Source organism: Trinickia sp. (assembly GCF_036503415.1).
Classification (GTDB): domain Bacteria; phylum Pseudomonadota; class Gammaproteobacteria; order Burkholderiales; family Burkholderiaceae; genus Trinickia.
Genome location: NZ_DASXWY010000083.1, coordinates 48184 through 69147, shown reverse-complemented (window position 1 = coordinate 69147; position 20964 = coordinate 48184). Strand labels below are relative to the sequence as shown.

Below are 20964 nucleotides of genomic sequence, written 5' to 3'. Positions count from 1 at the left end.
CGAGGGCGGTGCCCGCCATGAAAGTCGCCGTTCTCGGCGCGGGCGCATGGGGTACGGCGCTCGCTGCGCATCTGGCCGCGCGCCACGACACGCTCTTGTGGGCCCGCGAGCCCGCGCTCGCGGCCGAACTCGCCGCGCGCCGCGAAAATGCGCACTATCTGCAAGGCGTAGCCCTGCCGGCGCAGTTGCGCTACGAAGCCGGGCTCGCGACGGCGCTCGAGCATTGCGGCGCCGAGGACGCGCTGTGCGTAATCGCCACGCCGGTGGCCGGGCTGCGCGCGCTTAGTCGTGCGTTGCGCGAGCTTGGCCGCGTTCCCGCGCACTTCGTCTGGGTCTGCAAAGGGTTCGAAGCCGATACGCAGATGCTGCCGCATCAGGTCGTCGCCTCCGAGCTCGCCGGTCATGTCAGTCATGGCGTGCTCTCGGGGCCGAGCTTCGCGCGCGAAGTCGCGCTCGGATTGCCTGTCGCGTTGACGGTCGCCAGCACCAGTGCGGCTTGCCGCGATCTCGCCGTATCCGCGTTCCATCACGGCGCGATGCGCATCTATACCGGCGACGATTTGATCGGTGTCGAAGTCGGTGGTGCGGTCAAAAACGTGCTGGCGATCGCCACCGGCATCTCGGACGGTCTCGCGCTCGGCTTGAACGCGCGCGCCGCACTGATCACGCGTGGGCTCGCCGAAATGTCGCGCCTCGGCGTCGCGCTGGGCGGCCGGCCGGATACGTTCACGGGGCTCACGGGGCTGGGCGACCTGATTCTCACGGCCACGGGCGATCTTTCACGTAATCGCACAGTCGGGTTGCAACTGGCGGACGGCCGCTCGCTCGACGATATTCTCGGCGCACTCGGCCACGTGGCCGAAGGCGTTCGCTGCGCTCAGGCGGTCCTGGGCATCGCGCGCGCGCAAGGCGTCGATATGCCGATCACGGAAGCGGTCTGCAGCGTGCTGTTCGATGGCGTCGCGCCGCGTGCAGCCGTCAGCGCCCTGTTGCGCCGCGACGCCCGTGCGGAATCGCACCGGGTCGATCGCGCGTAGCGCGGCGCTCGCGCGTCACTGACCGCCTTCGAAGCCAGCCTGGCGCCAGGCCTCGAACACCACCACCGCAACGGTGTTGGAGAGATTGAGGCTGCGGTTGTTCGGCCGCATCGGCAGCCGGACCCGCTGTTCGGCGCCGAAACGATCGAGCAGGGCAGGCGCGAGGCCGCGCGTTTCCGCGCCGAATACGAACCAGTCGCCGGGATGAAAGCGGTGCCCGTGAAATGGGCTTGCGCCGCGCGTCGTAAATGCGAACATTCGCTCGGGATCGGGCGAGGCGGTGGCGATGAAGCTCTCCCAGTCACGGTGGACCTGCATCCGTGCGTATTCGTGATAGTCGAGGCCGGCGCGGCGCAGCTTGGCATCGTCGAGCGGAAAACCCAACGGTTCGATCAGATGCAGTTGTGCGCCCGTATTGGCGCACAGGCGGATGATGTTGCCGGTGTTCGGCGGAATTTCGGGTTCGACGAGAACGACGTTGAACATGATATTGGTTGGTGCGTTGGCTCGTAATCAGTCTTTCGCGGTGCGCAGGGCGACGAAATTCGTCACCTCGCGCGCGCCCGCGGTCTTCAGTGTGCGCGCCGCGGCTTCGAGCGTCGCGCCGGATGTCATCACGTCGTCGACGAGCGCGACATGCATGCCGCGTACCTCGCGCATCGAGCGGAAGGCGGCGCCCACATTGCGCTTGCGCGCGTCGAGATCGAGCCGGGACTGCGCGACCGTGTGGGTCGTGCGCCGCAGCAGCGCCGCATCGGCGGGCACGTTCAGCGCGCGTGCGAGCGGCTTGGCGATCTCCCACGCTTGATTGAAGCCGCGCTCGACGAGCCGCTCGTGCGCGAGCGGCACCGGCGCGACGAGGTCCGGCCACGCGTCGGGCGCCAGGCGATCGATGGCCAGGGCGGCGAGGCCCCGCGCGAATTCCTTCGCGACGAGAAGCCGCCCGCGAAACTTGAGGCCGAGCGCAAGGCGGTCCAGCGGCGGCCGGTAATCCGCGAGCGCGAGCGTTCTGTCGAAGGGCGGCCGACGCGTCGCGCATGGACTGCAGACGTAGCGGCCCGGGCCATGCGGGCGTGTGCCGCCGAGCGTGAGCGGCATGGCGCACCGCAGGCACCGCAGGCGCGGTTCGTTCCAGTATTGCGCGTCGCATCCGCGACACATTGGCTGTTGCGACATATTGACGCATAACGCGCCGCACAACACGCACGATTGGGGAAGCGCGCAATGCGCCACCCGCAGCGCAACGCGCGCCGCGAACGCAAGCGGTGCGCGCTCGGGGCTCGTGCCTACCGCGAGCGCGTAACCGGTGCTCGGCATCGCGCTGCCGGGCTTGCACATGGGCTTTCCCCTCGCTGGACTCGACCGAGCGAGCGAGTATACTTCGGGCTCTTCGCCAGATCGACCGTCATGTCCCCCACTCCCGCTAAATCTGGCCGTCCGGCCTATGATCCGAGGCTTGCACGGCGAATATTCGATCGCCGCGCAGCGGCGTTCGGGGACGTTGCATTCCTGCCGCGCGAGATCGCGCAGCGCATGCGCGAGCGGCTCGACTACATTCGAACGAAGCCGGCGAGCGTGCTCGACGCCGGCTGCGGCACGGGGGAGGATCTGCCGGTGTTGCGCGAGCGCTTTCCCGATGCGCCGGTGTTCGGGGTCGATCTGTCCCACGCGATGCTCTCGCGTGCCGCGCCGCATGCTCTCGGCGATACGAGCTGGCGCCGCCTCTTGCCCGCGCCCCTCGCGCGTGCGCTCGGCAACGCGGGGCCTCGCATCGCTCAGGCCGATTTCTCGGCGTTGCCGTTCGCGGGCGACGTTTTCGACGTCCTGTGGTCGAACCTCGCACTGCACTGGCATCCCCGTCCCGATCTCGTGCTTCCCGAATGGCAGCGCGTGCTCAAAGTCGGCGGCCTGCTGATGTTCAGCACACTGGGGCCCGACACGCTGCGCGAGTTGCGCAGTGCCTTCGTCGAAGTGGAGGCCGCGCATGGCGTGGGAAGGCGGGCTCACGTACTCGATTTCGTCGACATGCACGATCTCGGCGACATGCTCGTCGAGAGCGGCTTCGAAATTCCCGTGATGGATCAGGAGACGCTGACCATTACCTATCGATCGCCCGAGACGCTGCTGGCCGACGTGCGCCGTTGGGGCGCCTATCCGTTTGCGCGCGATTGCGGCCAGGCGGGCAGTGCGCTGGGCGCGCCGGCATCGAAACGGCTTCATCGCGCGCTTGCCGCGGCGCTCGACGCGCGCCGCGGCAAGGACGGCACGATCGCGCTGACATTCGAAGTGATATACGGCCACGCCTGGAAGGCGGTGCCGCGTACGACCGCCGAAGGGCACGGTATCGTGCGGATAGAGGACATCGGTCGAAGGCGTCCGGGCTGAGTCGCGGTACCCTCGCCGAGCGCATGCGAAAAGCTCGCAAAGGCTTGCCAGGACTGGGTTGCGGGGCGATAGGCGTTTGCTTGTGGATGCCATTGATCGCGCCTATAATGCGTCAGTTTGTCGCCGCGAAGACCCACGATACAAGGCGGCGAGCCCCGGGGCGCGCGGTATGCGAGCGGCATGCGCGGGAGGTGGCGATGGCGGTGCAAGCCCTGCTGATGGATGCGGAGCCGGTCATCGAAGACTGGCTCATGAAGCGAAACTGTTCGGTGTCGCCGAAGCAGTTCGTGTGGTTCTATGTGTCGCTGACATTCTGCTCGTCGGCGATTGCGCTGTTGCTGGTCGTGTGCGGTGCATGGCTGGTCCTGCCGTTCACGGGTATCGAGTTGCTGGCGGTGGGCATCGCGTTCGTGATTTACGCGCGTCATGCGGTCGATTACGAGCGCATCCGGCTTTTCCCGAACCGGCTCGTGATCGAGCAGGTGAGTGCCGAGCGGTTGACGCAGTTCGAATTCAATCCGCGCTGGGTGCGGGTCGAGCAAGGTGCGTCGCCGCGCGATCCGATCAAGCTCGTATCGCGCGGACAAGCTGTCGTGATCGGGCTGCATCTCGCGCATCATCGGCGCGCGCAGTTCGCGAACGAGTTGCGCCTGACGCTTCGGCGGTGCGGCTGAAAGAGGTGGCGAAGGGGCGAGGATTTGAATGGAAATTTTGGCTAAGGAAGCTATGAAAACAATCAAGCGAGCCCTCTGGGGCGTGCTGGCCGCAAGCGGGCTCCTCTTCGCCTCGGCCGCATGGGCGGTCGGCGACAGCCCGGGCGGTCCAGCCGTCGGCGAGATCAACTTTCAACCGCCCGCCACGAAACTCGCCGAGGAGCTTTACCACCTCCACATGTGGATGTTGGTGCTTTGCACGGTGATTTTTCTCGGCGTGTTCGGCGTGATGTTCTATTCGATCTTCATGCATCGCAAGTCGAAAGGACACAAAGCTGCCAATTTCCACGAAAGCACCACCGTCGAAATCATCTGGACGATCGTGCCGTTCATCATCGTCGTGCTGATGGCGCTGCCCGCCACGCGCACGGTCGTTGCGATGAAGGACACGAGCAACGCCGACGTCACCGTCAAGGTCACCGGCTACCAGTGGAAGTGGGGCTACGAGTACGTGAAGGGCCCCGGCGAAGGCATCAGCTACTTCTCGACGCTCACGACGCCGCGCAGCGAGGTCAACGGCCAGGCGCCGATCACCGACACCTATTTGCAGGAAGTGGACAATCCGCTCGTCGTGCCCGTCGGCAAGAAGATCCGGGTGATCACGACCGCTGCCGATGTCGTGCACTCGTGGTACGTGCCGGCATTCGGCGTCAAGCAGGATGCCATTCCCGGTTTCGTGCGCGACACCTGGTTCAAGGCCGACAAGACCGGAACCTTCCGCGGTTTCTGTACGGAGCTGTGCGGCAAGGAGCACGCCTACATGCCCGTCGTCGTCGTCGTTAAGTCGGATGACGATTACGCGAAGTGGGTCGACGAGCAGCAAAAGAAGATGGCCGCCAGCAACGACGACCCGAACAAGACCTATACGCTCGCCGAGCTCAAGACTCGCGGCGAAAAAGTCTACACGGCGAACTGCGCGGTCTGCCATCAGCCGACCGGCAAGGGCGCCGGTGTTTTTCCGGCGCTCGACGGCAGCAAGATCGTGAACGGCCCGATCGCGCAGCATGTGAGCATCGTGCTGAACGGCAAGAACGCCATGCCGAACTGGGGCAAGACGCTCAACGACGTGGAGATCGCTTCGGTCATCACGTTCGAGCGTAACGCCTGGGGCAATCATACGGGCGACATTTTGCAGCCGCGCCAGGTTGCCGACGCGCGCAACGGCAAGCTGCCCGAAGGCGGCGGTGCCCAGACGGCCGCGCCCGCAAGCGGCGCGCCGGCCGCAAGCGCGCCGCAGGCAAGCGTCGCCCCTTCGCAGGACAAGCCGGAAGCGGCGGCAGGCAATGCGCGCGCTCGCGTCGCGGCGCGTGTCGCTGCGGCACCGGCGGCTTGACGTGTCGCTGTGTTCGTCACAGTCGGTGCACTATTTGCTCTAGGAGATTCACATGTCTAGCATCGGACACGATGTAGCCGGTCACGGCCACGCGCATGACGACCATGCGCATGCGACGCCGCATGGCTGGCGCCGGTGGCTGTTCGCCACCAATCACAAGGACATCGGGACGATGTACCTGGTGTTCTCGTTCACCATGTTCCTGTCGGGCGGGGTGGCGGCATTGATGATCCGCACCGAGCTGTTCGAGCCGGGCTTGCAGATCATGCGTCCCGAGTTCTTCAATCAGCTCACCACGATGCACGGCCTCATGATGGTGTTCGGCGCGATCATGCCGGCGTTCGTGGGTTTCGCGAACTGGATGATCCCGCTGCAAATCGGCGCAGCCGACATGGCGTTCGCGCGGATGAACAACTTCAGCTTCTGGCTGTTGCCCGCCGCGGCGGCGTTGCTCGTCGGCTCGTTCTTCGCGCCTGGCGGCGCGACGGCGGCCGGCTGGACGCTCTATGCGCCGCTTTCGACGCAGATGGGCCCCGGTATGGATTTCGCGATTTTCGCGGTCCACATCATGGGTGCGTCGTCGATCATGGGCAGCATCAACATCATCGTGACGATCCTCAACATGCGCGCACCTGGCATGACGCTGATGAAGATGCCAATGTTCGTCTGGACGTGGCTCATCACGGCCTATCTGCTGATCGCTGTCATGCCGGTGCTGGCCGGTGCGATCACGATGTTGCTGTTCGATCGTCATTTCGGCACCTCGTTCTTCAACGCGGCCGGCGGCGGCGACCCGGTGATGTATCAGCACATCTTCTGGTTCTTCGGCCACCCCGAGGTCTACATCATGATTCTGCCGGCGTTCGGGATCATCTCCCAGGTGATCCCGGCGTTCTCGCGCAAGCCGCTGTTCGGCTATAGCTCGATGGTCTATGCGACGGCTTCGATCGCGATCCTCTCGTTCATGGTCTGGGCGCACCACATGTTCGTGACGGGCATGCCGGTCACGGGCCAGCTGTTCTTCATGTACGCGACGATGCTGATCGCCGTGCCGACGGGCGTAAAGGTGTTCAACTGGCTGGCCACCATGTGGCGTGGCTCGCTGACGTTCGAAACGCCCATGTTGTTTGCGATCGGCTTTCTCTTCGTGTTCACGATGGGCGGCTTCACCGGTCTCATGCTGGCGATGGCCCCGCTCGACATCCAGTACCACGGTACCTATTTCGTCGTCGCGCACTTCCACTACGTGCTCGTTGCGGGCTCGCTGTTCGCGCTGTTCTCAGGGTGGTACTACTGGGCGCCGAAGTGGACAGGCTGGATGTACAACGAGACGCGCGGCAAGATCCACTTCTGGGCGTCGATGATCTTCTTCAACCTGACGTTCTTCCCGATGCACTTCGTGGGCCTCGCGGGCATGCCGCGCCGCTATGCGGATTACCCGGCGCAGTTCACGGATTGGAACCAGGTTGCGTCGATCGGCGCATTCGGCTTCGGTCTCGCGCAAGTCTATTTCCTGTTCGCTGTCGTACTGCCGGCCTATCGCGGCGGTGGCGAGCTCGAGAAAGCATCCGACAAGCCGTGGGACGGCGCGATGGGCCTCGAGTGGACGGTGCCGAGCCCGGCTCCGTTCCATACCTTCGAGAATCCCCCGACGGTAGAGTGAACGGCCGGCCCCCGGCGGGCCGGGTAGCATGCGCGCCGGGCGGTATGTGCCGCCCGGCATGAACGAGCAGTAGACGGATGACTCTGGACCCACAAAAAAGACGATCGCCTGCGCAAATGCGCGCCGGCAACCTGCGGCTGGCCTTGATCCTGATCGGTGTCGTCGCCGTCTTCTTTTTGGGTGCCGTCGTCAAGCAGTGGCTGGTCCGTTGATGGAGGCGGCCATGGAACAGAAGGGCAAGAGCAGTTTCGCTCGGACGATGAAAGCGGTGATGTGGTCGTTTTTCGGCGTGCGCAGGAGCCGCGACCACGCGGCGGATGCGACGCAGTTGAACCCGCTGCACGTGATCGCGGCGGCGGTGATCGCGGCGGCCGTATTCATCGGTGTATTGATCGCAATCGTGCATATGGTGGTCAGTAAGGGCTGAAGCGCTCACTGGCACAACAAACTGGACTGACTGGACTGAAGTGGAGAATCAACAATGAGCGGTCAAAACGATAGCCCGTATTACTTCGTGCCGAATCCGTCCCGGCACCCGGTCACCGCGTCCATCGGCGTCTTGATCATGCTCGGATCGCTCGGGCTCTGGCTCAACGAAAGCCCGTGGGCGCCCTATACGATGTTCGTCGGGCTGCTTTGGTTGCTGTTCGTGTTGTGGCACTGGTTTGGCGACGCCATTTCCGAATCGGAAGGTGGGATGTACGGCAAGCGTGTCGATAGTTCGTACCGCTGGAGCATGAGCTGGTTCATCTTCTCCGAAGTCATGTTCTTCGGCGCGTTCTTCGGTGCGCTCTTCTACGCGCGCGAAATCGCGATGCATCAGCTCGGCAGCCTCGACTACAAGCTGATCTGGCCGGATTTCAGCGCCGTGTGGCCGAACGAGGGTCCGGCAGCGCTCGCCGGCCATTTCAAGTCGATGACGCCGTGGCCGGTGCCGACGATCAACACGGCCTTGCTGCTGAGCTCGGGCGCGACGCTGACGGTGTCGCACCACGCGCTGCGCGACAACCATCGGACGAAGGCGATCGCGTGGCTCGCCGCGACGGTCCTGCTCGGCATCACGTTCCTCTTCATGCAGGGCTTCGAGTACTTCCATGCGTACAACGAGTTGAACCTGACGCTGGCCTCGGGCGTGTACGGCTCGACGTTCTTCCTGCTCACGGGCTTTCACGGCTTCCACGTGTTTCTCGGCGGAACGATGCTCTCGGTCGTGCTGGTGCGGCTGATCCGCGGTCACTTCACGGCCGATCACCACTTCGCGTTCGAAGGCGCCGCGTGGTACTGGCACTTCGTCGACGTCGTGTGGCTGGGGCTTTACGTCGTCGTCTACTGGCTTTGATCCTGGCTGGCGGGCACGTGCCTCGCGCGAGGTGCCTGCCCCGTCGTATGCCCGCGCTTCGAATATCGGACTGCCCAGGCTTTGACGCCGCCTTCGAGACGATCGGGGCGGCGTTTGTCTTTACGGCTCTCGATGGACCGGCGTGCAACGAGCCGGCGATCAATGTCCGAGCGGAATTCGGTTGTACTGAATCCAGCCGAGCCAGTGCGCGATCAGGATGAACAGGAAAAGCGAGATCGAAAGGCCCACCCGCGTGGCGAGCGACCAGACCATGCGCTTCGTGCGGCCCCGGTCATGCATCATGAAGTAGAGCGCCGATGCCATGCTGGCGATGATGAGGACGAAAGCGATAGCGATGATGATGTGCATGGAATCAACGAATATTCGGCATTACGAAGCAGTAGCCACAATTATCTCACCCGTTCGCCGCGCATGGGCGTCCGGTGACCGTATAGCTGACGCCGCATGAAATTCCGCCTGGTTCCCGCGCTGCTGATCCTCTTCGTGATGGCGGTGACGATCCGGCTCGGTTTTTGGCAGCTCGACCGCGCCCATCAGAAGGAAGCGATCGAGGCCCGCATCTCGCGTTATGAAAGCGCGCCGCCGCGGATCGTGACAAAGGCACCGATTGCGGCTCAGGCGATCGAATATCACCGCGTGCGCGCCTACGGACACTTTGTGCCACAGCGCGTGGTTTATCTCGACAATCGGCCGTACCGCGATCAGCCGGGCTTTTATGTGGTGATGCCGCTTCAACTGGCCGACGGCGGCTATATTCTCGTCAACCGCGGCTGGTTGCCGCGCAACGCCGATGTGCGCACGGCGATCGCGCCGTACTCGACGCCCGCCGGCGACCTCTGGATCGAAGGCATCGCCCGCGGCAACGCTTCTCGTGCATTCGAGCTTGGCGAGGGCGGCTCGGCGGCACATCAGCCGATCCGGCAAAATCTCGACACGGCCGCCTATGCGGCCGAAACCGGATTGCCGCTTCAACCGTTCGTGATTCAGCAGACGAACGATACCGGCGATCGGCTCGTGCGCGATTGGCCGGCCCCGACCACCGGCGTCGAGCGCAACTACGGTTATATGCTCCAGTGGTGGGGCATGGCCGCAGCGGCATTGGCGTTCGGTTTGTATGCGGCGCGACGTGCCGCGAAGAAAGCGACTTGAAGAGGTTTCCCGTTTTGTCTATGCCGTCCACTCGTTCCCCGAATCCACCTGAGCGCGCCACACGAGGCTCCTGGCGGCGCGGCCGCTGGGTGTTGCTGCTGCTCGCCCTCGTGAGTGCCGCGCCGGTCATTGCGTCCTATCTTGCTTATTACGTATTCAAGCCAAGCCTGGGCACGACCAACTACGGCACGCTCGTCGAGCCTCAACGTCCGATCCCCGAAGGGCTCGTCGTGACCGATGAATCGGGCAAGCCGATGAAGCTCGCTTCGCTGCGCGGCGTCTGGCTGATGATCGCCGCCGATACGAGTGCGTGCGACAAGGCTTGTGCAACGAAGCTCTATTTCATGCGCCAGATTCGCGCGACGCAGGCCGGCGAACGGGTGCGCATCGTCACGATATGGCTGCGTACCGATCAGTCGCCGGTGCCCGATGCCATCAAGACGGCTTATGCCGACACGCGCATGCTCGTCGCCGATCCGGCTGCCGTCGCCGCGTGGTTGCCTGCCGAAACGGGCACGCGCGATACCGACCACATCTATCTCGTGGACCCGAACGGCAACCTCATGATGCGTTTTCCGAAGAACCCGAACCCGAGCAAGATCAAGGGCGATGTGACGAAGCTGCTCAAATGGTCGAGCATCGGATGATGCGGGGGCTGCCTTGGCGGGCGCAGTGATGAGAGATCCGAAATGTTTTTAATTCAACTTGCGCTGATCGGCATGTGCATCGCTCTGTTGCCGCTCAGCTATGTCTGGGTCAAAGCCAGCGACGACAAATTTCGCAAGCTCGTCTGGGTGACGACGTTCCTCACGCTCGACCTCGTCATGTTCGGCGGCTTTACGCGGCTGACCGATTCGGGGCTCGGTTGCCCCGATTGGCCGGGCTGCTACGGCACGGCGTCGCCGTTCATCGCGCATGCGCAAATTGCCGCGGCCCACGCGGCGCTGCCGACAGGACCGGTCAGCATGACCAAGGCCTGGATCGAAATGATCCACCGCTATTTCGCCATGGCCATCGGTGTGCTGATCGTCGCGCAGACGCTGATCGCCTGGGTCGCACGTATCAAGCGCCGCCCGCTCGCCGTTTCGCCGTGGTGGCCGACCGCGCTGCTTGCGCTGATCGGCGTGCAGGGCATCTTCGGCGCGTGGACGGTCACGATGAAACTCCAGCCCATCATCGTCACGACGCACCTGCTGCTCGGCCTCGCATTGCTGGGCTCGCTCGGATGGCTCGCGGCGCGCGTCACGCCGATGCCGGTGTACGAGCCGGGCGCCGCACGCTATCGCACCGCGGCACTCGTCGGGCTCTCGCTGCTCGTCGTGCAGATCGCATTGGGCGGCTGGGTCAGTACGAACTATGCGGTACTGGCGTGCACCGATTTCCCGACCTGCAACGGGCAATGGATCCCGTCGATGGACTTCGCGCACGGCTTTCATCTCTGGCGTGCGCTCGGCATGACGAGCGACGGAGACGCCATCACGCAAGACGCACTCGTGGCGATTCACTGGACGCATCGCACGTTCGCCTTCGTGGTGATTGCCTATCTGGTCTGGCTGGCACTCCAATTGCGGCGGTACGCATCGCTTGCGCGTCCGGCGATGGGCGTACTGGTCGTCATCGCGGTGCAATTCGCCACCGGCCTGTCGAATATCGTGCTAGCGTGGCCGCTGCCGATCGCGGTCGCGCATAACGGCGGCGCAGCCGTCCTGCTGCTTTTGCTCGTTGTGCTAAACTTTCGAACCGCTTCCAGCCGTCCCGGCCGCGCGGCGCTTGCAGCGCGCGGCACCGCAACCGCGTGACTCTCATGGACAGCACAACGCTCCCTCATACGCTCGGCTCCCGGCTTTTACAGTACTTCGCGCTGACGAAGCCGCGGGTCACGCAGCTCGCCGTTTTCTGCGCGGTGATCGGCATGTTCCTGTCGACGCCGGGCATGGTGCCGTGGACGGTTCTGATCGGCGGCACTGTCGGTATCTGGCTGCTCGCGGGCGCCGCGTTCGCGATCAACTGCCTCGTCGAGCAGAAGATCGATTCGATGATGCGGCGCACGGCGTGGCGGCCTTCCGCGCGCGGCGAGATCACCACGACGCAGATCCTGCTGTTTTCGGCTGTGCTCGGCGGCCTCGGCATGTGGACGCTTTATACCTTCACGAATGCGCTGACGATGTGGCTCACGCTGGCCACCTTCGTCGGCTATGCCGTGATCTACACGCTGCTGCTCAAACCGGCCACGCCGCAAAACATCGTGATCGGCGGCGCATCGGGTGCGATGCCCCCCGCGCTCGGCTGGGCCGCGGTGACGGGCGCGGTCCCCGGGGATGCCTGGATTCTCGTATTGATCATTTTCGTTTGGACGCCGCCGCACTTCTGGTCGCTTGCACTGTATCGCCGCCAGGACTACGAAAACGCCGGCCTGCCGATGCTACCGAACACGCACGGGGAGCAGTTCACGCGCCTGCATATTCTGCTTTATACGATCGTGCTCTTCGTCGTGACGCTGATGCCGTTCATTTCGGGCATGAGCGGAGCGGTGTATCTGAGTGCGGCCGTCCTGCTCGGCGCCATCTTTCTCGCCTATGCGTGGAAGATCTATCGCGAATACTCCGATGCGCTCGCGCGCAAGACGTTTCGCTATTCGATCGTCTACTTGTCGCTGCTCTTTGCCGCGCTGCTCGTCGATCACTATGCGCGCGCACTGCTCGGCGCGTGACATCCAGGCCATGTTCGTCCATTCCCTCGCGCATCGCACGCGCATCGTGCTCGCTGCATGCGCGGCCGGTATCGCGCTCGCGGTGACCGGTTGCGGCGACAAGGCGCCGGCGTTCGACAATCTCGATATCACGGGTAACTCGCAATTCGGCTCGGCGTTCGCGTTACCCGACACAAATGGCAAGACGCGCACGCTCGGCGATTTCAAAGGCAAGGCGGTCGTTCTTTTTCTCGGCTACACGCATTGCCCCGACGTTTGCCCGACCACGATGGCCGAACTCTCGCAGGCGATGCAGCAACTCGGCCCCGACGCGGCGCGCGTGCAAGTGCTCTTCGTGACCCTCGATCCGGCGCGTGACACGCCGGAAGTGTTGTCGCAATACGTGCATGCTTTCAACCCGTCGTTCATCGGTTTGCGGCCGAGCGACGCGCAACTGGCACGGTTCGCGAAGGACTTCCGCATCTACTACGCGAAAGTGCCCGGCAAGACGTCAGACGGCTACACGATGGACCATACCGCCGCGAGCTACGTGTTCGATCCCTCCGGCAAGCTGCGGCTCTTTGCACGCGACGGGCAAGGCGCTGAGCCCTGGGTGCACGATCTGAAGTTGCTGCTCGACTGATTTCCAACTGCGCTTTTTACAAGCCGATGCCGCAATAAACGCAGCTCGTGTTGCGTCGCGATAGCCGGCGCCCTCTCGCCGCATATCGATATGCCATCATCGTATTTTGCGGTGCAGCATGCGTGTGAGACGATTGACCTCGCTGTGTCAAACGTTCATCCATCAAGAAAGCGAGCTCCCCATGCAGTTCAAAACGCTTCCCCAAACGCTACTGAAACTCCTCCTCGCGGCGACAACGGGTGCGGCCCTGGTCATGAGCACCGGCGCGTGTGCGCAAGACAAGCCGATCAAGGTCGGTGTAATCGCAGGCCCCGATTCGCAGACCTGGCAGGTCGTCAAAAAGGTGGCGAAACAGAAAGAAGGGCTCGATATCAAACTCGTCGAATTCAACGATTACGTGCAGCCGAATGCGGCGCTCGACGCGGGCGATCTCGACGCCAATGCGTTTCAGCATCAACCTTATCTCGACAGCCAGATCAGGCAACGGGGCTACAAGATCGTCAACGTGGGCCTGACCTATATCTCTCCGCTGGGCATCTATTCGAAGAAGCTCAAGTCGCTGAAGGACCTGCCGCAGGGCGCGAAGGTATCGCTGCCCAACGACCCGTCGAACGAAAACCGCGCACTGCTGCTGCTACAAACGCAAGGTGTCGTCAAGCTGAAGGCGGGAGCCGGTGCGAACGGCAGCAACGCGACGCCGCTCGATATCGAATCCAACCCGAAGAAGATCAAGCTCGTGGAATTGGACGCCGCGCAGTTGCCGCGCTCGCTCGACGATGTCGATGCGGCCGCGATCAACACCAACTATGCCCTCTCGTCAGGGCTGCAGCCGGCGAAGGACGCGATCGCGCGGGAGGATGTGCATAGTCCGTACGCGAACCTCATCGCAGTGCGCACGCAGGACAAGAGCAAGCCTTGGGTGAAAAAGCTCGTGGCGGCGTATCAATCGCCGGAAGTGCGCCAGTTCATCAACAGCGAATTCAAGGGTGCGGTCGTGCCGTCGTTCTAAGCCGCGCGCGTCGATCCGACGCTCTGAGCAAGCCAGCCCTCATCCGGGCTGGCTTGTTTCGTTTACGACGGCAATACGTGACCGTCGCTGCGCCGCTCACACGTCAACTGGGCTCCGAGTTCGGGTAAATCCCGATGCCCGTTCATGGCCGCGAACGGACCAGTCGTGGGCCTGAAACCCTTTTCAGGCAAGGCTTTCGACAGTTTGTCGGGGTTCGGCACGCGCGAATTGACTGGTATTATTGTGGTTATATAATGGGCTCCAATTCGCAGCCCAGCCACGCACGTGCCAGTGCAGCTTACTGCTCTCGAACCGCCGATGTTCGCGCTGGCCTGGATCGTGCGCCCACGTCCGCTGTTCCCCGCAATATCGAAATCGAAGATCCCATGCTCAATGGAAACATCCTGACGCCCGACGGTTGGATTCACGGTGCGCTCCAATTCGAAAACGGCCGCATTACAGTGCTCGACGGTGCGCGCGTCGATCCGTCGACGAACGACAGCTGCTATATCCTGCCCGGCTTCATCGATCTGCACGTCCATGGCGGTGGCGGTGCCGACGTCATGGAGGGCGGTCGCGCCATCGAGACGATCGCGCGCACGCATGCCCGTCACGGCACGACCAGCCTGCTGGCCACGACGATGACGGCCCCGCGCGCGGAGCTGATGGCCGTGGTGGCCGGACTCGACGATATCACGCGCCGCCGCACGCCCGGCGGTTCGCGCGTGCTCGGCGTGCATCTCGAAGGGCCGTACATCAACCCGGGCAAGCTCGGGGCACAGCCCGATGCGGCTGTCTCGGCCGCGCTCGACGAAGTGCTCAAATATCTGTCGATCGCGCCGATTCGCGTGGTCACGCTGGCTCCCGAGATCGCGGGTCACATGGAGATCATCTCGGAGATGGCCGCACGCGGCGTACGTGTGCAACTGGGCCACTCGCTCGCGACTTACGACGACGCGGTCGCGGCGCTCAAGCACGGCGCGTGCGGGTTCACGCATCTGTTCAACGCCATGTCGCCGATGCATCACCGCAACCCGGGGCTCGTCGGCGCGGCATTCGCACATGCCGAGTTCGCCGAGATCATTCCCGATTTGCTGCACGTCCACCCCGGCGCGATCCGGGCGGCGCTGCGTGCCATTCCGCGCCTATATGTGGTGACGGACAGCACGTCGGCCACGGGCATGCCGGACGGCGAATACCGGCTCGGCAGCCAGCAGGTGACGAAGTGCCTCGGCGGCGTACGGTTGTCGGATGGCACGCTGGCTGGCAGCACCCTCACGATGGACGATGCACTGCGCAACCTCGTTTCGCTCGGCTTGCCGCTGGCGGATGTGTCCGATCGCATGTCGCGCCATGCCGCCGATTACCTGGGCCTCGAAGACCGCGGGCGGCTCGTGCGGGGCGCATGGGCGGACGTCGTCGTATTCGAGCGCGATCTCACGCTCGCAGCGACTTATGTCGAAGGAGAGCAGATTGTCGAATATGCTTGACGAGGCGCTTGCCGCCCGCCATGCGGTTGCCGCGCAGTGCGCCGACAGCGGCCGCGTCGAGGCGCTGGCCGCGTCACTGGCCGAAAAGTCGCGCCATGTCGCGCTGACGGTCGCGCGCGGCAGCTCGGACCATGCGGCCAGCTATTTCGCGAGCCTCGCGATGAGCCGCATCGGCGTGCCCGTCGCATCGCTGCCGATGTCGATTGCAACGCTGCAGGCCGCGCCGCTTCGCGTGGCCGGCGAATTCGCCATCGCATTCTCGCAATCGGGCAAAAGCCCCGATCTCGTCGAAACAATGACGACCCTGCGGCGCGCGGGTGCGCTCACCGTCTCATGTGTCAACGCGCCCGATTCGCCGCTCGCGAGCGCATGCGAGTGGCAATTGCCGCTGCTCGCGGGGCCTGAGCGCTCGGTCGCGGCGACGAAGAGCTATATCGCCATGCTCTCGCTTTCGGCGCAGCTCGTCGCCTTCTGGCAACGCCCGGAGCGCGATGAGCCATTGCTCGAGGCGCTGCGCGCGTTGCCCGACGCGCTCGACGAAAGCGCGCATCTCGACTGGTCGCGCGCGATCGAAGCGTTGGTCGGTGCCGAGCGCATGTTCGTGATCGGCCGCGGCCTCGGACTCGCGATCGCGCAGGAGGCGGCGCTCAAGCTGAAGGAGACATCCGGGATACAGGCCGAGGCCTTTTCGAGCGCTGAGGTGCGTCATGGCCCGATGGAACTCATCGACGAGAACTATCCGCTGCTGATATTCGCGCCGCGCGGACCCGAACAAGCCGGGCTCGTGCGTCTTGCCGCCGATATGCGTGCGCGCGGCGCGCGCGTGTTGCTGGCGGCGCCAGGCGATGTGGCCGAGGCCACGCTGCCGCTCGCGACGACGCGGCATCCGGCGCTCGATCCCATCGCCGCGATTCAGACCTTTTACGTCATGGCTGCGGGACTCGCCGTCGCGCGCGGGCGCGACGCCGATCAGCCCCGCTATCTCAACAAGATCACCGAAACCCACTAGCGAGAAATCCGCATGGAACTTGCGCAAGAGTCCCGATTGAAGAGCGAGACCCAGGACTCGATCGTCCTGCTCGCGCCCATGACCGGCCTGGTCGTGCCGCTTGCCGACGTGCCCGACCCCGTCTTCGCGGATGGCATGCTCGGCGACGGCATTGGTATCGATCCGCTCGAGGGAAAGCTCGTCGCGCCCTGTGAAGGTGTGGTGACGCATCTCGCTCGCACGGGCCATGCGTTGACCCTGCAAACGGCGCAGGGTGCGGAAATCCTGCTCCATATCGGCATCGACACCGTCGATCTGAATGGACAGGGGTTTGCTGCGAAAGTGGCGCAAGGCGCGCGCGTGAAAGCCGGCGACATCCTGATCGAATTCGATCAGGACTTCGTTGCGACCAGAGCGCCCAGTCTCATATCGATCGTCGCCGTGGCGAATACCGATGTCTTCGAGATCGTCGAGCGGCCCGGCGAAACCCGCCGCGGCATGATTCGGACCGGGGAGCCGCTACTCGTGCTGCGCTCGAAAACCGCGGTGTCGGGCTCGTCGAAGGCTCGCGCGCAGGCGGAAGCCCTGCACGCGGCAGACGTACCGCAAGCATCGCGCGAAATCACGCTGGCGGTCGCGGGCGGGCTCCATGCGCGTCCCGCGGCGCGTGCGCGCGAGGCCGCACGCGGCCTCGATGCCCGGATCGAAGTCTGCCATGGCACGCGGTGCGCGAGCATAGAGAGCGTCGTCGGACTCATGGGGCTGGGCGCCGGCGAGGGCGCGGCCGTCGAAGTGCGCGCCGTCGGCGCCGATGCGGCCGCGGCCGTGGATGCGGTCGTGCGCGAGCTGCTGCGCGAAGTACACGGCGAGCTGGAGGAGACGCCCGCGCGCGTTGCTTCCCCCGCGCCGCGCCCCGCGGCGGTCATAGCCGGCGCGCCGGCCGATCCGAACACGCTCGCCGGCGTGTGCGCCGCGCCGGGCATTGCCGTGGGCACGCTCACGCGCTGGGACGATACGCAATTCGATCTGCCCGAGGCCGGGAGCGGGACGCCCGCGGCCGAAAGCCGCCTGCTCGATCGCGCGTTGGCGGCCGTCGACGCGCAATTGAACTCAACGGTGCGCGACGCCTCGCAACGCGGCGCCGTCGGCGAAGCAGGCATCTTCGCCGTGCATCGCGTGCTGCTCGAGGACCCGACGCTGATCGATACCGCGCGCGATCTCATCAGTCTCGGTAAAAGCGCGGGCTTCGCGTGGCGCGAGGCCATTCGCGCACAGATCGGCGTGCTCGCGAACGTCGAAGACATGCTGCTCGCCGAGCGCGCAGCCGATTTGCGCGATATCGAAAAGCGCGTGCTGCGCGAGCTCGGCTACGGGCAGCAGAATGCACGCGCGTTGCCCGACGATGCCGTGCTCGCTGCCACCGAGTTCACGCCGTCGGATCTGTCGTCGCTCGACAGAAAGCGCGTGGCGGCGCTCGTCATGGCCGGCGGCGGTGCGACCTCGCATGCGGCCATCATCGCTCGGCAGCTTGGCATTCCGGCGCTCGTCGCTGTCGGCGACGCGCTGCATGCGATTCCCGACGGCACACAAGTCGTCGTCGACGCCAGCGCGGGACGCATCGAGTACGCACCGACGGCGCTCGACGTCGAGCGCGCGCGTCTCGAGCGGCAGCGTCTGGCCGGCGTGCGCGAGGCCAACCGTCGCGTATCGCAGGAAGCCGCGTCGACGGCCGACGGTCGGGCGATCGAGGTCGCCGCCAACATCGCCACGATCGACGATGCGCGCACCGCGATCGAAAACGGAGCCGATGCCGTTGGCCTCTTGCGAACCGAGCTGCTTTTCATCCATCGCGAGACGGCGCCGAGCGCTCGCGAGCATTGCGCAAGCTATCAGGCGATCGTCGATGCCTTGCAAGGGCGCCGCGCCATCATCCGCACGCTCGACGTCGGCGCCGACAAGGAAGTGCCTTATCTGACGCTGCCGCCCGAAGCGAATCCGGCGCTCGGGCTGCGCGGCGTACGCCTCGCGCAATTGCGGCCCGATCTCCTGGACGATCAATTACGCGGCCTGATCGAGGTCGAGCCTCATGGCTCGGTGCGGATTCTGTTGCCGATGGTGACCGACGCCAACGAGCTGATGCGCCTGCGTGCCCATATCGATGAGCTCGGCCGTGCCGCGGGACGTACCGATCCGATCGAAGTGGGCGTGATGATCGAGGTGCCGTCCGCGGCGTTGCTCGCCGACCAGCTCGCACGCCACGCCGATTTCCTCTCGATCGGCACGAACGACCTCACGCAATACACGCTGGCGATGGATCGCTGCCAGCCCGATCTCGCCTCGCAGGCGGACGGCCTGCATCCGGCCGTGCTGCGTCTCATCGAGGCGACGACGCGCGGTGCCGCGAAGTACGGCAAGTGGGTCGGCGTCTGCGGGGCGCTCGCGGGCGATCCGCTTGCCGTGCCGCTTCTCGTCGGCCTCGGCGTGACAGAGCTTTCGGTTGATCCGGTTGCCGTACCGGGCATCAAGGCGCGTGTGCGCCGACTCGATTATCAACTGTGCCGCCAACGCGCGCTGGATGCGTTGGAGCTCGACTCGGCGCAGGCGGTAAGAGCAGCAAGCCGCGAAATCTGGCCGCTCGACTAGGCGCACCGCGCTTTTTCGAGCGAGTCGGCATCGCACTCAAACAAGCATCGACGACGAGAAGACATTGGAGGCACTCATGGACGGAAATCCATTTATGAAGGTCCAGCGGCTAGGGCGAGCGCTGATGCTGCCGATTGCGGTGCTGCCGGTCGCGGGCATTTTGCTGCGCCTCGGCCAGGCCGACGTGCTCAACATCAAGATGATTGCCGACGCCGGCGGCACGATCTTCGACAATCTGCCGTTGCTGTTCGCGATCGGCGTGGCGGTGGGCTTCGCGAAGGACAACAATGGCGTTGCCGCATTGGCGGGTGCGATCGGCTATCTGATCGAAATCGCCGTGATGAAGGACATCAACGACAAGCTCAACATGGGCGTGCTGTCGGGGATCATCGCGGGGATCGTGGCGGGGATGCTCTATAACCGCTACAAGGACATCAAGCTGCCCGATTATCTGGCGTTCTTCGGCGGCAAGCGCTTCGTGCCGATCGTGACCGGGCTGGCCTGTGTGGTATTGGGCGTTGTCTTCGGGTACGTCTGGCAACCCGTGCAGGCGGCCATCGACGCGACGGGCCACTGGCTGACGACGGCCGGCGCGATCGGCGTATTCGTCTATGGCACGCTGAACCGATTGCTGCTCGTGACGGGTCTGCATCACATCATCAATTCGCTCGCCTGGTTCGTATTCGGCACGTTCACGCCTCCGGGCGGCGGCGCCGCGGTGACGGGCGATCTGCATCGCTTCTTTGCGGGCGATCCCACCGCGGGCGGCTTCATGACGGGCTTTTTCCCGATCATGATGTTCGGCCTGCCGGCGGCGTGCCTGGCCATGCTGCACGAAGCGCCGAAGGAGCGCCGCGCGATGGTGGGTGGCCTGCTGTTTTCGATGGCGCTGACATCGTTTCTGACCGGCGTGACGGAACCCGTCGAGTTCAGCTTCATGTTCCTCGCACCGGTGCTCTATGTGATCCACGCGTTGCTCACCGGCCTTTCGCTCGCGATCTGTCAGGCGCTAGGCATCCATCTGGGCTTCACGTTCTCCGCCGGCGCGATCGACTACGTACTGAACTACGGGTTGTCGACGAAAGGCTGGCTCGCGATTCCGATCGGACTCGTCTATGCGGCGGTCTACTACGGGCTGTTCCGGTTCTTCATCCGCAAGTTCAACATGGCCACACCGGGCCGCGAACCCGCGACGACCGACGCCCAGATCGAATCGTTCGGGGCTGGCGGTTATGTGGCGCCGACGGCGGGCGCCGCCGCGCCGCGTGCCGTGCGCTACATCGCTGCGCTCGGCGGTGCTTCGAACCTGACGCTCGTCGACGCCTGCACCACGCGCCTGCGTCTTTCAGTGGTCGATGCCGAAAAAATTTCGGAGCCACAGTTGAAGGCCATCGGCGCACGCGGCGTACTCAAGCGCGACGCGCGCAACGTGCAGGTCGTCATCGGGCCGGAAGCCGACATGATCGCCGACGAAATCCGTGCGGCCATGGCTGGTCCGGCAGGGCAGGCCGCGCCGGCCGCTGCCGGCGCCGCGCAAGGACCGAGCGGACCGCTCGATCCCGATCCGATGCGCTGGCTTGCCGTTTTCGGCGGTGCGACGAACGTCGCGGCACTCGATGCCGTGGCGGCCACGCGGTTGCGCGTAGTCGTACGCGATCCGGGCGCCGTCGATCGCCAGCGGCTCGGCGAGCTCGATGTTGCCTGGGTATCGGCCGATACGTTCCACATCGTCTGCGGCACTGCCGCGCAGCGCTACGCCAGGCAACTGGCCACGCGCCTCCCGCCGGCGGCGGGCGTCTCGCCACAGCCCGTCTGAGGTCGATGCGCGCCTGAACTCGGTTCAGGCAATGAAAAAGAGCGGC

At 64.7% G+C, this 20964-nt stretch carries 20 protein-coding genes and 1 pseudogene; 18 read left to right on the top strand and 3 right to left on the bottom strand.

What is annotated here, in order from left to right:
- The first annotated feature begins 17 nt into the window (after window positions 1-17).
- Entirely contained in the window at window positions 18-1037 is a 1020-nt protein-coding gene (locus VGL01_RS11480; protein ID WP_331569330.1) for an NAD(P)H-dependent glycerol-3-phosphate dehydrogenase, read from the top strand.
- A gap of 15 nt (window positions 1038-1052) precedes the next feature.
- On the opposite strand, the gene trmL is transcribed toward VGL01_RS11480, so the two are convergent.
- Window positions 1053-1523 (bottom strand): tRNA (uridine(34)/cytosine(34)/5-carboxymethylaminomethyluridine(34)-2'-O)-methyltransferase TrmL, encoded by a 471-nt coding sequence (gene trmL, locus VGL01_RS11475; RefSeq protein WP_331569328.1) that lies wholly within the window; start codon window positions 1521-1523, stop codon window positions 1053-1055.
- 27 nt (window positions 1524-1550) lie between these two features.
- Window positions 1551-2375, bottom strand: a complete 825-nt coding sequence (locus VGL01_RS11470) for a ComF family protein (protein ID WP_414720230.1) — start codon at window positions 2373-2375, stop codon at window positions 1551-1553.
- Window positions 2376-2444: 69 nt separating this feature from the next.
- Here VGL01_RS11470 and VGL01_RS11465 point away from each other — a divergent pair, with 69 nt between their 5' ends.
- The 7 genes and pseudogenes from VGL01_RS11465 (at window position 2445) to VGL01_RS11435 (ending at window position 8470) form a co-directional block, all read left to right on the top strand.
- The gene (locus VGL01_RS11465) at window positions 2445-3422 is read left to right on the top strand and encodes a methyltransferase domain-containing protein (RefSeq protein WP_331569326.1); all 978 of its coding nucleotides are present in this window, start codon (window positions 2445-2447) and stop codon (window positions 3420-3422) included.
- Between the two features lie 197 nt (window positions 3423-3619).
- The gene (locus tag VGL01_RS11460) at window positions 3620-4096 is read left to right on the top strand and encodes a DUF2244 domain-containing protein (RefSeq protein WP_331569324.1); all 477 of its coding nucleotides are present in this window, start codon (window positions 3620-3622) and stop codon (window positions 4094-4096) included.
- Window positions 4097-4124: 28 nt separating this feature from the next.
- A pseudogene (gene coxB, locus VGL01_RS11455) lies at window positions 4125-5447 on the top strand (cytochrome c oxidase subunit II); the annotation flags it as partial.
- Window positions 5448-5520: 73 nt separating this feature from the next.
- On the top strand, window positions 5521-7131 hold the full coding sequence (gene ctaD, locus VGL01_RS11450; protein WP_331569320.1) for a cytochrome c oxidase subunit I: 1611 nt from the start codon (window positions 5521-5523) through the stop codon (window positions 7129-7131).
- Between the two features lie 77 nt (window positions 7132-7208).
- On the top strand, window positions 7209-7343 hold the full coding sequence (locus tag VGL01_RS11445) for a cytochrome oxidase small assembly protein (protein WP_173255045.1): 135 nt from the start codon (window positions 7209-7211) through the stop codon (window positions 7341-7343).
- Between the two features lie 11 nt (window positions 7344-7354).
- Window positions 7355-7558, top strand: coding sequence for a DUF2970 domain-containing protein (locus tag VGL01_RS11440; protein WP_173255046.1), 204 nt, complete (start codon window positions 7355-7357; stop codon window positions 7556-7558).
- A gap of 54 nt (window positions 7559-7612) precedes the next feature.
- A complete protein-coding gene (locus VGL01_RS11435) occupies window positions 7613-8470 on the top strand; it encodes a cytochrome c oxidase subunit 3 (RefSeq protein WP_331569318.1) in 858 nt (285 codons plus the stop codon).
- Between the two features lie 159 nt (window positions 8471-8629).
- Here the strand turns inward: VGL01_RS11435 and VGL01_RS11430 are convergent, their stop codons facing one another.
- On the bottom strand, window positions 8630-8839 hold the full coding sequence (locus tag VGL01_RS11430) for a twin transmembrane helix small protein (RefSeq protein ID WP_173255048.1): 210 nt from the start codon (window positions 8837-8839) through the stop codon (window positions 8630-8632).
- 96 nt (window positions 8840-8935) lie between these two features.
- On the opposite strand from VGL01_RS11430, the gene VGL01_RS11425 reads away from it, so the two are divergent.
- The 10 genes from VGL01_RS11425 (at window position 8936) to nagE (ending at window position 20918) form a co-directional block, all read left to right on the top strand.
- Entirely contained in the window at window positions 8936-9640 is a 705-nt protein-coding gene (locus VGL01_RS11425) for an SURF1 family protein (protein ID WP_331569316.1), read from the top strand.
- 20 nt (window positions 9641-9660) lie between these two features.
- The gene (locus tag VGL01_RS11420) at window positions 9661-10287 is read left to right on the top strand and encodes a cytochrome C oxidase subunit I (protein WP_331569314.1); all 627 of its coding nucleotides are present in this window, start codon (window positions 9661-9663) and stop codon (window positions 10285-10287) included.
- Between the two features lie 42 nt (window positions 10288-10329).
- Window positions 10330-11439 carry a COX15/CtaA family protein gene (locus VGL01_RS11415; RefSeq protein ID WP_331569312.1) on the top strand — a complete coding sequence of 370 codons (1110 nt, stop codon included), beginning with the start codon at window positions 10330-10332 and terminating at the stop codon, window positions 11437-11439.
- Between the two features lie 5 nt (window positions 11440-11444).
- The gene (cyoE, locus tag VGL01_RS11410) at window positions 11445-12350 is read left to right on the top strand and encodes a heme o synthase (protein WP_331569310.1); all 906 of its coding nucleotides are present in this window, start codon (window positions 11445-11447) and stop codon (window positions 12348-12350) included.
- A gap of 10 nt (window positions 12351-12360) precedes the next feature.
- Window positions 12361-12972 (top strand): SCO family protein, encoded by a 612-nt coding sequence (locus VGL01_RS11405; RefSeq protein ID WP_331569308.1) that lies wholly within the window; start codon window positions 12361-12363, stop codon window positions 12970-12972.
- 181 nt (window positions 12973-13153) lie between these two features.
- On the top strand, window positions 13154-13981 hold the full coding sequence (locus tag VGL01_RS11400; RefSeq protein ID WP_331569307.1) for a MetQ/NlpA family ABC transporter substrate-binding protein: 828 nt from the start codon (window positions 13154-13156) through the stop codon (window positions 13979-13981).
- Between the two features lie 386 nt (window positions 13982-14367).
- The gene (gene nagA / locus VGL01_RS11395) at window positions 14368-15471 is read left to right on the top strand and encodes an N-acetylglucosamine-6-phosphate deacetylase (RefSeq protein WP_331569305.1); all 1104 of its coding nucleotides are present in this window, start codon (window positions 14368-14370) and stop codon (window positions 15469-15471) included.
- The gene (locus VGL01_RS11390; RefSeq protein ID WP_331569402.1) at window positions 15464-16480 is read left to right on the top strand and encodes an SIS domain-containing protein; all 1017 of its coding nucleotides are present in this window, start codon (window positions 15464-15466) and stop codon (window positions 16478-16480) included. Before nagA ends, VGL01_RS11390 begins: the two co-directional genes overlap by 8 nt.
- A 12-nt stretch (window positions 16481-16492) precedes the next feature.
- Window positions 16493-19102 carry a phosphoenolpyruvate--protein phosphotransferase gene (gene ptsP / locus VGL01_RS11385; RefSeq protein ID WP_331569303.1) on the top strand — a complete coding sequence of 870 codons (2610 nt, stop codon included), beginning with the start codon at window positions 16493-16495 and terminating at the stop codon, window positions 19100-19102.
- A 76-nt stretch (window positions 19103-19178) separates the two neighbouring features.
- The gene (gene nagE, locus VGL01_RS11380; RefSeq protein WP_331569301.1) at window positions 19179-20918 is read left to right on the top strand and encodes an N-acetylglucosamine-specific PTS transporter subunit IIBC; all 1740 of its coding nucleotides are present in this window, start codon (window positions 19179-19181) and stop codon (window positions 20916-20918) included.
- Window positions 20919-20964: the final 46 nt, after the last annotated feature.